Genomic DNA, 12,763 nt, shown 5'->3' on the forward strand with positions numbered 1-12,763 from the left:
GAAGCTCAGAGATTCATCAACGAAGCTCAAAGGTTCACTCACGAAGCTCAGAGATTCATCAACGAAGCTCAAAGGTTCACTCACGAAGCTCAGAGATTCATCAACGAAGCTCAAAGGTTCACTCACGAAGCTCAGAGGTTCATTAACGAAGCTCAGACTATCCTCCATACCCAATACTTCGGCTACGCTCAGTACAAGTGCCCTATGCCCTATGCCCCATATCCCTAATCATCTTCTAATTTCAGTAATTGTTCATCAAGAGTTTGTATCCGCTCACGCACAATCTCTTCCGAGAGAATACGCTTCCGCATTGCCTCATTGAGTGCTCCTTTTTCTGCCAATAGTAAACGTCGGCGAATGGCTTCAAGTTTACTGCTCTTATTACTTCTACCTTCCACCTGATCAGGGCGACGATTATATAGTTCCCGCAGTGTCTTTTCTGCACCGGCAATTCGTACCTGATAAGCTGAACGCATCTCTTCATAAACGGCTTTTGGTAATACCCCTGATTTCAACAGGCTGTCTAATTCATCTTGTGCTGCTTTACCCGTCATCAACTGGGCTTGCAACTCTTCAACCTGTTGTTGAACTTCGGAAAATTTAGATAATTTTAAGCGTTTTACCACCCAAGGCAAAGTTAAGCCCTGTCCGACTAATGACACCAGCACACTGCCGAAGACTATAGCGATGAGGACTTCTCGCCCTGGTAATGTAGTGGGTAAGCTCAATGCCAGAGCCATTGAGAGTGAACCTTTGATATTACCTAAAAACAGTAAATGTTGCCAGCGTAACGGAATTGGGCGGTCGAACCAACGAACCACTCCTAGCAGTGGATAGACCGTAAGAACTCGCCCGACTTGATAAGCTAAAACTGCAAGTAGAATTGCAGGTAAAGTCCTCCAGAGCATTACCAGGTCTATTTCTACACCAATCAGCAAAAAAATAAAGGTGTTGACGGTAAAACTGGCATATTCCCAGAAACTCAACAAGGTGATGCGACTAGAAGCAGAAGTATTGTGAGAAAGCGCTAAATTCCCGAAAATTAATCCAGCTACAACTACGGCGACAGCACCTGATACACCTAGAAAGTCTCCAGCCTGAAAAGTGCCTAATGCAACTGCTACCGTCAGTAATAGACTGCTAAGGGGATCATCCAAACGAGCGAATACAGGTATGCTCAAGTAGCCTAAGACTAACCCCACGAGGCAGCCTCCTAGAAAGATAAATAGGAATTGTTGGATTCCCTGTAGTAAGGTGATTGAGCCTGTTGAATATACTTGCAAAATTAGATTGAACATAACTAGGGCAGCTGCATCATTGAATAGGGTTTCTCCTTCAACGATGGTGGAAAGCCGGGAGGGCACCGGTATTTCCTTAAAGACGGCAATCATTGAAACTGTATCAGTGTTTGCCAGCATTACTCCTACAAAGAAGGCAGGTATCCAACTCAGTCCCAGCCCAAATTTCAAGAGTAGGGCAATAATAGCGCTGGAAAGCACAGCCCCTGGTCCAGCTAGTAGAGCAATTGGTTTAAAGGTGCTGCGTAGGCGGCTGACATCTGTATTAATACCAGCTTCAAAAAGGAGAATTGGCAGAAAAAGATCCAAAACAAGGGTTGGATTTAAACCAATCGGACGAGATAATAGCTCAGTGATGGGCAAACCTGCTAATACTAAACCCATAACATAAGGGATTCGTAGCCTGCGTGACAGCAGAGCTACAACTGTAGCAAGCAGCAAGAGAATAATTGAAACTTTGACTAATTGAGTTACATCCACTATTACGTTCTAATAAATTATTTTGACTTTAGTAATGCTAGATTAGCAACTTTAGGGCGTAGTCGAGGTAATACTAATTCTGTATAAAGATGCACAGAATATTAAACGAACCGCCCTTCGGATGACGCTCCTTCGTCGCTCTAAGAGTTGCCATGCCAAAGGCGTTGCCTCTGGTAGAGAAGGCTTTATGCTGCGCTAATACCAGTCGCTTATGGTGGTAAACCCACTTACAGCGCTGGTTCACCAAGTACACCTTCTCTGCCAGAGGCTTTGCTAACGTGTAGCGTCTCGTTAGAGAAGAACGCCAAGAATAGAGAGTTACTCATTTAGTGCAGCTTCACATTAAATTGGTATAAGGGACTTTCAGAGAATAAATTACTTAATTTATTCAGATGATATTTTATTTTCCCCCTGTTCCTTTGCATACACAGCGATTGATTATTTTTTTAATTGGAAGTCCCTAAGCCGAAGTATGGGGATTATTAATTTTGAATTTTGAATACTTCGACAAGCTCAGTACAAGTTTTGAATTTTGAATTCAGAGCGTTCGCGTAGCGTCTCGTAGAGAAGTTACGTGACCTTATCCACTTTAAAATTACAAATATGACAGCAAATATCCTCTTGGTTGAAGATGAAGTTAAACTGGCACGATTTGTTGAACTAGAACTAAGTAGCGAAGGTTACAATATAAGCGTTGCACATGATGGCATCGCTGGTTTAACGTTAGTACGCGAGTTATCTCCAGATTTAGTCATTCTTGATTGGATGCTTCCAGGGCTGTCGGGCTTAGAAATCTGTCGTCGATTGCGGGCAACTGGTATCTCCATACCAGTAATTTTACTAACAGCAAAAGATGAAGTTAACGATCGCGTGGCAGGTTTGGATGCAGGAGCTGATGATTATGTAGTCAAACCATTTAGTATAGAGGAGCTGTTAGCTAGAATCCGCGCTCATCTACGCCGCACTCAAGAAACAGATCAAGATATTTTTCAGTTTGAAGACTTGAGTTTAAATCACCGAACTCGCCAAGTTTACCGGGGTAAGCGGCCAATTGAGTTAACGGCTAAAGAGTTCGACTTGTTGGAATATATACTCTCACATCCCCGTCAGGTATTTACTAAAGACCAAATTCTACAAAAAGTTTGGGGTTACGACTTTATGGGTAATTCTAATATTATCGAAGTATACATCCGCTACTTGCGCCTAAAACTAGAGGAAAATAATGAAAAGCGCTTGATTCATACGGTGCGTGGTGTGGGCTATGTACTTCGGGAATAGTCAGCCTCTTTGGGGAAGTCAAAAGTCAACGGTTCGACTTACCTCGGCTACTTCGACTTCGCCCCTCGGCTTTACGGCTACGCAGTTCGACTGCGGTTCCATCGAGCAAAGCCGAGATGCTCACCTTAAACTCAGTAACCATAAATAAATTTACTTGCTCTGTACCTTTTTATTTCTGATCAAAATCAAAACATTTTATTTTCATTCATATCCTTGGGTTAATATCATTTCTTCTTGCAGAAACGATATTAACCCAAGAATTTATTTGATGAAATCAATTTCTACACCTGTAGTGTTATTTTGGGGAACTGGTATAAAATATGTGCAACAAAAGTCAGTCTTAAGGATGATAAAATTGCGAATAAAAACAAATTTCGAGCAATTTGAGATTGTACGCTGTTTTGTAGCAGTACTGCTTTTGGGTCAGGTGTGGCTACATTTACTCCAAGGAAAAACGTACTATCGCAAGATTCTGCAACATTTGGTGACTACTGGACCAGATTCTATCTTTCCAGTTCTCCTTGTCAGTGGTTTTGCAGGGATGATTTTTACTCTTCAGATGGCAAGAGAATTAATCAGATTTGGGGCTGTCGATGCTGTGGGAGGTGCTTTTGCCTTAGCTTTTTGTAAAGAATTGGCTCCAATTTTGACCGCTAGTATTATGGCCGCACAAGTAGGTTCTGCTTTTGCAGCAGAAATAGGTGCAATGCAAGTTACAGAGCAAATTGATGCACTTTATATGCTCAAAACTGATCCAATAGATTATCTAGTAGTTCCTAGAGTAATTGCTTGTAGTTTAATGATGCCTTTGATGACAATTTTGGCTTTAGTTACAGGCATCTTCGGCGGAGCTTTTGCCGCATCATATTTTTACAAAATTATTCCGGAAACATTTTTAGAATCAGTCAGAAATTTCTTAGAACCGTCAGATTTGTTTATTATTTTGGTAAAAGGGTTTATTTTTGGTGTGCTGGTTGCTGTTATTGGTTGCACTTGGGGATTAACTACTAAGGGGGGAGCAAAGGAAGTAGGAGAATCAGCAACAAAAGCAGTAGTTACTAGTTGGATATCAATTTTTATCATGGATTTTTTACTATCTGTACTGCTGTTTGAACAGCCTGCATTTTGAAAACAAAGATTAAATCAGTGAACAGTCCACAGTTATCATACCAATTTTAAAAAAGAATGCGACAAATAGATCATTTGTAGAGATGCAATTCATCGCATCTTTACCGAAAGATGTATTGCTTTCTCTCCAGAGAAACATGTTTTGTTTATTATTCTCTAAATTTTTGCAATTATCTATGTCATTTAAAAACCCTTTTTAATTTTCATTAGGAAATAAGATGCGTTTCCCCTCGGTTCTGAAGCGTTGGCGCAGCCCGCCTTGTCTTTGAGAGGCTGCGCGTAGCTTGCTTCCACAAAGTGTTATGCCAAGCTCAGTGACCACCGCAGGCATTGCTAGCTTTTTTGGGTATACTTTATAACGTTAGCTAAATTTAGGAATATATTAACTTGTAGATTAGCGCACCCAAGGCCAAACCAGTCAATGAAAAGATAGATGCAGCCCAAAAGGCTAGCCCTTCCCTAAGACCTGCTATTTGAAAATCTATCTTGACTAATATAGTTGCCGAAACAATCACCAAAGCATCAAGAAATACCCGAAACCAGGCAATCATCATAAAGAACAAGAAAGCTGCTAAAACAGCAACGGCGAAAGACCTCGTATTTGATTTAAGCAAAATACTGAAGTAATATGTCATTTTCGACCAAGGAATGGTCAACGTTACTATTAAAAGCAAGATACTAACGACAGTCGCCAGCCACACAGATACAGAAGCGTGTGTTTCAGATATTACCCAGCCCAAAGTACTGTAACTAAGCAGTACTAACGCCAGGGACACCCAAGGAACTCTTTGCAAAATTAACATGGGTTAATATTTTTAGTACAGGGTCAAGGTCTCATTCGATTATTGAATCTCATTAACTATTGACTAATAGCTAAACAATCATTTTCTGCCCACCAAGCGTAGATAGGCGTGTCGCAGTCTATTAAAACGCCAAAAGTATTCGGTTGCAACACATTTATGCTAATGCCATTTGTTAATTCCACAACATAATTAACATGTGTGCCCAAATACATAACATTGACAAGCCGTCCTTCAAAGCAGTTAGTTGGCAAATTGGGTGGATAAAGCGAAAGCTGTATTTTTTCTGGCCGCACGCAGACTACCACTGCTTGTGATAATTCAGATGGTGTATCTTCAGCGCGGCTAATCACAACTGAGAGTCCCGTTTTTGTGGCAATTTTAATATTAGAAGAGTCTACCGCTACAATTTTACCGCTAAATAAATTAGTATCGCCAATAAAATCAGCAACAAAGGATGTGCAAGGACGTTCGTAGATTTGGCTGGGAGTGCCAACTTGTTCAATTTTGCCTTGGTTCATCACGGCAATGCGATCGCTCAAAGATAATGCCTCTTCTTGGTCGTGTGTCACCATCACAAAGGTCACTCCCAAGTCTTTGTGTAAATTTGATAACTCCACCTGCATTTCTTTACGTAGTTTTAAATCTAACGCCCCTAAAGGTTCATCCAGTAATACAACCGTGGGACGGTTGACTAAGGCTCTTGCTAAGGCGACTCGCTGCTGTTGACCACCAGAAAGTTGATTGGGAAAGCGCGATCGCAAACTTTCCATTTTCACGAGTTTTAAAGCTTCTTCGACTCTGGCTTCAATTTTGGATTTGGGTATTTTTTTTAACCGCAGTCCGAAGGCAATGTTATTCCAGACATTCAAGTGGTTAAATAGAGCGTAACTTTGAAATACAGTATTGACGGGTCGGCGGTAAGGCGGCACATTAGTCATAGACTGACCCTGAATCAATACCTTGCCAGCGTCAGCGATTTCAAACCCAGCGATTAAACGCAGTGTTGTTGTTTTACCACAACCGGAGGGGCCTAAAATACTAAAAAATTCTCCCTGTCTGACATCCAAATTAATTCCATTTACTGCTGGTTCTTGGTTAAAAAACTTGGACACGTTACGCAGTTCAACATCAAGTGGCTGAAAAGTTGTTATCCCCCTTTGATTCTGCATGACAATTTGAGCCATAATCCTCAGTAGAATGCCGTGATATTACATGATTTTGTCAGTAGTCTATTGGACAGACTAGATTTGACACTTTGGTTTATTGTATCCGCCAAAAACAATTGTTCAAGAATATACTTGCCCAATTCATTTATACCCAGTACTGGGCATGAGTTTAGGGTAATTGTATACAGATAATACCGCTATTAGAATCATTATTTGTTTTATGTCTTTATTTCCATCAATTGGCAGCAAAAAAGATACACGCACAGTTGGACGTGGTTTCCAATCAATATTTTTAATCGTATTTACCGGATTAATGCTCGCTGGCATTGAGGCTCGTTTAGCATATTTGCAAATTGTTGAAGGGCCAAAACTCCGGGAACGAGCCGAGGCGAACCGAATTCGGATGATTCTTAAACAACCTGAAAGGGGAAATATTTTTGACCGCAACGGTAAACTTTTAGCCACTACTCGCTATCCTAGCTCTGTATATTTGTGGCCGATGGCACATACTAAGCCTTCCTGGTCTGTAGTCGGCCCGCGTCTAGCACAAATTCTCAACATTCCCCAAGATGAGATGGAAAAGAAATTAGAACAAGCTGGTGCTAATTCTTCTTCACTCATCCGGGTTGCTCGCGATCTAGATGAAGCAGAAATCACGGCATTAAAGGAGTATAAAAATGAACTCCCGGATGTGGAAATCAATACAGATTCTGTGCGTTATTATCCCCAGGGGAAGCAATTGGCTCATGTATTAGGTTATACGCGAGAGTTGACCCCTGACCAGTTAAAGGACAAGAAGCAGCAAGGCTATCGACTTGGAGATGTAATCGGTCAGATGGGGGTGGAAAAGGCTTATGAAAAAATGCTGCGCGGTGAATGGGGCGGTCAGCAAGTGGAAGTAGATGGTGTGGGTAGACCAATTAGGGTATTAGGCGACAAACAGGCAAAAGCTGGTAACGATTTGCACCTGACTATAGATTTAGATGTGCAAAAGGCAGCCGAAAAAGCTTTGGGAAATCACCGAGGGGCGATCGCAGCGCTCGATCCAAATAACGGTGCTGTTTTAGCACTGGTATCTTACCCTACCTTTGACCCGAATATCTTCTCTAAACAAAAACTCTCCCAGAAAGATTGGGAAAGCTTGCAAGGTAAAGATCATCCCTTGGTTAATCGTGCCCTGAGTGCCTTTCCCCCCGCCAGTACTTTCAAAATTGTCACCACCACAGCCGGGTTGGAATCAGGGCAATTTTCTCCTGACTCAATATTACAGACCTTTGGTTCTCTTACCGTTGGTGGAGTGACTTTTGGTGAGTGGAATCACGCCGGATTTGGGCCATTAGGATTTCCACGAGCGATCGCTATGAGTAGTGATACTTTCTTCTATCAAGTTGGTAGAAAAGTCGGTGGTCCAACTTTAATCGAATGGAGTCACAAATACGGATTTGGTCAAAGAACTGGCATTGAATTTCCCAACGAAGAATCAAAAGGCTTGGTTCCAGATGAAACATGGAAGCAGAAAGTTTTGAAAACACCTTGGACTGTAGGCGACACCATTAATATGTCAATCGGTCAAGGTGCTTTGCAAGTGACACCCCTGCAATCGGCAATTATGTTTTCTGTCCCTGCTAATGGCGGGTATCGAGTTCAGCCGCATTTGCTCAAAGATAACGAAGAAGCAAAAAGTTGGCGAGAATCCTTAAATATGAAGCCGACAACTATTAAAGTTCTCCGCGACGGACTGCGGAGGGTAGTGAGTGAAGGTACTGGTAAGCGCTTGGACGTGCCGACAATTGCCCCAGCCTCTGGAAAGAGTGGCACTGCTGAAGCTGGTGTTAATCGCCCAAATCACACTTGGTTTGGTGCTTATGCTCCCAGTAATAAGCCGGAAATTGTGGTTGTGGCCTTTGGTGAAAATACTGGCGAACATGGCGGTACTATTTGCGGACCGATGGTTTTACAAGTGTTAGAAGCTTATTTTCAGCACAAGTATCCAGGTAAGTATCAAAAACCTCAGCCTGATCCATCAGAAGCTAAAACTCAGAGTTCAGGACATGGCACTGGAGACTAGTACTGTGTCAATTCAACTTTTACGAGTAGATAAATTCTTCAATTTCTCTTATTTCCTTCTTCCTTGGCGCTCTTGGCGCCTTCTCTACGAGACGCGAAGCGCGAAGGTGGTTCGTTCCTTTACCCTTCAAATTTCCCTTGACAGACCACTAAACTTTAAGGTTCTGTAAACAAGTGGCAATTGATAAAAACTAATGTCTGACTATATTTGACTATACAGAACTGAATTATGAAATGTCCAAATTATTTTTTCCTAGCGCTGTTCACTGCATTTCTGTGCATAGCCTTATCCCCTGTTTTGGCAAAACCTCCTGCCCTCTACTCTGCTATGCAAAATTTTACCGAGCAAGGGGAGTGGGGAAAACAAGGAAGTAATGAAAGCACGGAACTGCTGAATGCTCAATCTCCTACTTTCTATTCCCTACTCCCCCAGGAAAGCGGTTCATCCCAAACGGCAAGCTTAGTAGAACAAGGCAAAATATTATACGACAGGGGACAGTTTACTGAAGCGATAAAAGTTTTGCAACAGGCTGCTGCTGCATTTAAAACCTCTAAGGATATATTACAAGAAGCGATGACGCTGAGTAATCTCTCCTTGGCTTATCAGCAACTTGGCTTCTGGACAGAAGCTGAAGAAGCGATCGCCGAAAGTTTAAAATTATTACAGTCAGGGGAAAATACGGCTACTTCCGGTGAGCGATTGCAACTTATTGCACAAGCCCTAGATGTGCAAGGACAGTTACAACTGGCACAAGGACAAGCAGAAGCGGCTTTAACTACCTGGCAAAAAGCCGCTAATATTTATCAGCAAATAGGCGACAAGGCTAGATTAACTCGTAACCAAATTAACTCTGCACAAGCTTTGCAAGCTTTAGGGCTTTACCTTCAGGCTAACAAAACTTTAAACGAAGTACAGCAAACCCTTACTAGCCTTCCAGACTCACTTCTTGTAGCTACAGGGCTACGTAGTCTTGGCAACATCCGCCGAGTTGTCGGTGATTTAAACGTATCACAGTTGGTGTTGGGGAAAAGTCTAGCAGTGGCAAAGCGAATACAATCTCCAAAAGCGATCGCAGAGGCTCAACTCAGTTTAGGCAACACAGCTCGCGCCCAGCAAGACACTGAAGCAGCTTTACAATACTACCAGGAGGCTGCTGCTGTATCTGTTTCCTCCATCACACGCATTCAGGCACATCTAAATTTACTTAGTTTACTTTTGGAGAAAAAGCAAGATCAAGATGCATTGGCATTGTCGTCTCAAATCCAGTCGGAAATTAGCAACTTACCAGCCAGCCGAGCCTCCGTATATACTCGGATTAAGTTTGCCCAAAATCTTACCCAATTAAAAGAAAAAATTAGCATAGATACCCCCTTATGGCTGAACATTGCCCAGCAATTGTCCGCCGCGATCAAGCAAGCGCAAAGCTTGCTTGACCAACGAGCAGAATCTTATGCTATGGGTAGTCTTGGTGAGTTGTATGAAAAAACCGGGCAGTTTTCTGATGCTCAAGAGCTTACCGACAAAGCTTTATTCATAGCGCAAAGGATTAATGCATCGGATATTGCTTATCAATGGCAATGGCAACTAGGACGCATACTGAAAAAAAAGGGAGATATTAAAGGTGCGATCGCATCCTATAGTGTAGCTTACAAGACCCTTCAATCTCTGCGTAGTGATTTAGTAGCCATCAATCCAGACGTGCAGTTTTCCTTCCGGGAAAATATCGAACCAGTGTATCGAGAGTTAGTTGAATTGCTGTTGCGTTCTCCCCAAGGCAGCAGTGCTTCTGTGCCCTTCGAAAAGCTAGACCAACAAGATGCTTCTCTACTAAAGGCTAACGCCAACGCTTCACTATTGCGATCGCCACAAGAGGGTATCAATCAAGACAATTTAAAGCTTGCTCGTGATGTCATTGAATCTCTGCAATTGGCAGAACTGGATAACTTCTTTCGGTCAGCCTGTTTAAATCCTACGCAGCAACTTGACCCAGTGGTTGACAAAAAAGACCAAAGAGCAGCAGTGATCTATCCAATTATTTTGCCAGATCGCCTAGATGTTATCCTCAAATTACCTAATCAAAACTTGCGCCACTACAAGACTGTAATAGCTCAAAATGATGTGGAAAACACAATAGCAGAACTGAGGAAAAACTTACTAAATGTCACAGCAACTGCTAGGGTTCAGCAGCAGTCTCAAAAAATATATGATTGGTTAATTAAACCTGCACAAACAGAGTTAGTCAATAGTGGGATAAAAACCTTAGTCTTTGTACTAGATGGTGAATTGCGGAATATCCCGATGGCGGTTCTCTACGACAAACAGCAACAGAAATATTTGGTAGAGAAATATGCGATCGCCTTGACACCAGGTTTGCAACTCCTTGATCCCAAACCTTTGCGGCAGATTCAGCTAAATGCTTTAACTGCCGGAGTCAGCGAAAAACGCCCAGTCGAAGGCAAAGAATTTCCTAAATTAGAAAATGTACCACGGGAATTACAAGAAATCAAATCTGAGGTATCCAAGAGTGAAGAACTGTTAAATCAACAGTTTACCCAAATAAACCTACAAAATAAGTTGCAAACAGTTCCCTTCTCTGTAGTTCACCTAGCAACTCACGGTGAATTTAGTTCTGATGCTGAAAAAACCTTTATTCTCACCTGGGATAAACTGGTTAAGGTAAAGGAATTTGATAATCTACTGCGAGTTAGCGACAAAAACAGATTTAGTGGTATTCAATTACTCGTCCTTAGTGCTTGCCAAACTGCTGAGGGAGACAAACGAGCTGCTTTGGGATTGGCTGGGATAGCTATGCGGGCGGGTGTACGCAGTACATTAGCAACATTGTGGTCAATAGATGATCGTTCTACTGCCGATGTAATGAGCGAGTTCTATCAACAGCTAAAGCTTGGAGTGAATAAAGCCGAGGCACTCCAGCGTGCCCAATTAGCTGTTTTTGCTAAGGAAAAAACTCCATATTTCTGGGCACCCTACGTTTTAGTAGGCAATTGGCTTTGACATCAATCACGCATAATAAACAGTTTGTAGTGGAGACTGAAGTCCCCAAAGCTAAGACTAAAGTCCTTACCATCAGGACTTACGCAAACTCTACGATTGATTCTTGGCGTTCTTGATGGCGTTGATAAATTAAGCTTTTTAGCACTTTTTGCGTAAGTCCTAACTATGAACATTTTTTATTTAGCTTGATTACCCGAACTTGATATAACCTAGTTTCTTAGAAACAAGAAGCAGGAGTAAGCCAGGAACTATGAGGCAAAGCTTTCGGCGCATCAGCCGTGAGTACAACTTCACCGTTAGCATTTTTCACCCACCCTTGTGCTTCCACAATCGGCGCTGGACTGGAACTATTTGCCTGATTTGAATTTCTACTAACACGGTTTTCACCATTTGGGTTAAGAGTTACCCAATCTAGTTGAACTGCATCTGGAGTAAGGGGTTCGGTTTTGGGGTTGGGTGGTAAGCCGCCACGTCCGGTGATTGTAAAACTGTTTTGATTGTCACCAGGACGCACTTGACAGGCTTGCGACACTTTGGTGTCAACTGGCACGGCTGGTAAATTAATTAATCCTCGATAGGGATCAACATCGAGTGTTTTAATATTTACAATGCCACTTAAATTAGGTCTTGTTTGGGAAACTGCTGTAATATCATTTGTCTGAAGTTGACGCGGGTCTAAATCCGTAGGGCGCAACTTTTTCAGGTCTTCGCTAGTTAGTGGTGCAATTCCAAAAATATTAGTAGCTTTAATTGTGACTCTCCCACCACTACCACTAAATGCATTGGCGGTGATGTCGCTATTTTCATTTGGTTTGGTGACGATGAAGCCGTCAGGGACATTGATAGTAATATTACCGCCATTTCCACCAGCTCCACTAGTACCTGCTGAGGTAGAAATCTCACTGTTGCGCCGCAGTAACAATAAGTCTTGCAAGTTCAGCGTAATATTGCCACCATCACCAGAGTTAGCTTGCCCAATGAGCTTACCTTGGTCATCCAATTTAATAGAACGAGCAGTGATTTCCAAATCACCTGCCTTTTTTGTACCTTGACTGCTCACAGTTATGTCAGCGTTATTTAAGACATTTAATTCTCCAGTCTTAACTATAATACTTCCCCCCTCTCCAGTAGATTCTTTAGAAGTAGAAGCTGAAACCTGCGCTCCATCTTGAACAGTCAATTGCCCAGTTTCTATATTTAAGTTTCCGGCATTTCCAGAAGCTTCAGTTCCAACAAATAAGCCACTAGATCCCATTTGCGAGGTTCCAATCAGTTGGATAGAGTCTGCGGTCATAGACAAGGTTCCTCCTCTTCCCTGACTACGAGTATCAGCTGAAACCTGCGCTCCATCTTGAACAGTCAATTGCCCAGTTTCTATATTTAAGTTTCCGGCATTTCCAGTACCTTCGGTTCCAACAAATAAGCCACTAGTTCCCATTTGCGAGGTTCCAATCAGTTGGATAGAGTCCCTGGCGTTGACAGACACAGTTCCGCCCTCTCCTGTAGATTGTTCAGAAGTGGAAGCTG

The 12,763-nt window shown here is 42.3% G+C and carries 7 protein-coding genes and 2 pseudogenes; 5 read left to right on the forward strand and 4 right to left on the reverse strand.

Annotated features, from left to right (window positions below; translation table 11 throughout):
- Positions 1 to 228: pseudogene (locus V7L20_RS02815) on the forward strand (hypothetical protein); the annotation flags it as partial.
- Here V7L20_RS02815 and V7L20_RS02820 read toward each other — a convergent pair.
- Positions 225 to 1,778: a cation:proton antiporter gene (locus V7L20_RS02820; RefSeq protein WP_334742610.1), complete on the reverse strand. Its 1,554-nt coding sequence runs from the start codon at positions 1,776 to 1,778 to the stop codon at positions 225 to 227. The pseudogene V7L20_RS02815 and the gene V7L20_RS02820 overlap by 4 nt on opposite strands.
- A 603-nt stretch (positions 1,779 to 2,381) precedes the next feature.
- Between V7L20_RS02820 and V7L20_RS02825 the strand changes: the two genes are divergently transcribed.
- Positions 2,382 to 3,056, forward strand: a complete 675-nt coding sequence (locus tag V7L20_RS02825; protein ID WP_334742611.1) for a response regulator transcription factor — start codon at positions 2,382 to 2,384, stop codon at positions 3,054 to 3,056.
- 346 nt (positions 3,057 to 3,402) lie between these two features.
- Positions 3,403 to 4,185 carry an MlaE family ABC transporter permease gene (locus V7L20_RS02830; RefSeq protein ID WP_334742617.1) on the forward strand — a complete coding sequence of 261 codons (783 nt, stop codon included), beginning with the start codon at positions 3,403 to 3,405 and terminating at the stop codon, positions 4,183 to 4,185.
- A gap of 370 nt (positions 4,186 to 4,555) precedes the next feature.
- Here V7L20_RS02830 and V7L20_RS02835 read toward each other — a convergent pair whose 3' ends face one another.
- Entirely contained in the window at positions 4,556 to 4,987 is a 432-nt protein-coding gene (locus V7L20_RS02835; protein WP_334742612.1) for a hypothetical protein, read from the reverse strand.
- Between the two features lie 56 nt (positions 4,988 to 5,043).
- Positions 5,044 to 6,171: an ABC transporter ATP-binding protein gene (locus V7L20_RS02840; RefSeq protein WP_334742613.1), complete on the reverse strand. Its 1,128-nt coding sequence runs from the start codon at positions 6,169 to 6,171 to the stop codon at positions 5,044 to 5,046.
- Positions 6,172 to 6,373: 202 nt separating this feature from the next.
- Between V7L20_RS02840 and mrdA the strand changes: the two genes are divergently transcribed.
- The gene (gene mrdA / locus V7L20_RS02845) at positions 6,374 to 8,221 is read left to right on the forward strand and encodes a penicillin-binding protein 2 (RefSeq protein ID WP_334742614.1); all 1,848 of its coding nucleotides are present in this window, start codon (positions 6,374 to 6,376) and stop codon (positions 8,219 to 8,221) included.
- Between the two features lie 228 nt (positions 8,222 to 8,449).
- Positions 8,450 to 11,236 carry a CHAT domain-containing protein gene (locus V7L20_RS02850; RefSeq protein WP_334742615.1) on the forward strand — a complete coding sequence of 929 codons (2,787 nt, stop codon included), beginning with the start codon at positions 8,450 to 8,452 and terminating at the stop codon, positions 11,234 to 11,236.
- A 217-nt stretch (positions 11,237 to 11,453) separates the two neighbouring features.
- Here V7L20_RS02850 and V7L20_RS02855 read toward each other — a convergent pair.
- A pseudogene (locus V7L20_RS02855) lies at positions 11,454 to 12,763 on the reverse strand (S-layer family protein); the annotation flags it as partial.

This window comes from Nostoc sp., assembly GCF_036916735.1.
Taxonomy (GTDB): Bacteria; Cyanobacteriota; Cyanobacteriia; order Cyanobacteriales; family Nostocaceae; genus Nostoc.

Bases quoted from the DNA above. Each gene is read 5' to 3' on its own strand.
- V7L20_RS02830 (WP_334742617.1), top strand. From the start codon at position 3,403: ATGATAAAATTGCGAATAAAAACAAATTTCGAGCAATTTGAGATTGTA.
- V7L20_RS02825 (WP_334742611.1), top strand. From the start codon at position 2,382: ATGACAGCAAATATCCTCTTGGTTGAAGATGAAGTTAAACTGGCACGA.
- mrdA (WP_334742614.1), top strand. From the start codon at position 6,374: ATGTCTTTATTTCCATCAATTGGCAGCAAAAAAGATACACGCACAGTT.
- V7L20_RS02835 (WP_334742612.1), bottom strand. From the start codon at position 4,987: ATGTTAATTTTGCAAAGAGTTCCTTGGGTGTCCCTGGCGTTAGTACTG.
- V7L20_RS02850 (WP_334742615.1), top strand. From the start codon at position 8,450: ATGAAATGTCCAAATTATTTTTTCCTAGCGCTGTTCACTGCATTTCTG.
- V7L20_RS02840 (WP_334742613.1), bottom strand. From the start codon at position 6,171: ATGGCTCAAATTGTCATGCAGAATCAAAGGGGGATAACAACTTTTCAG.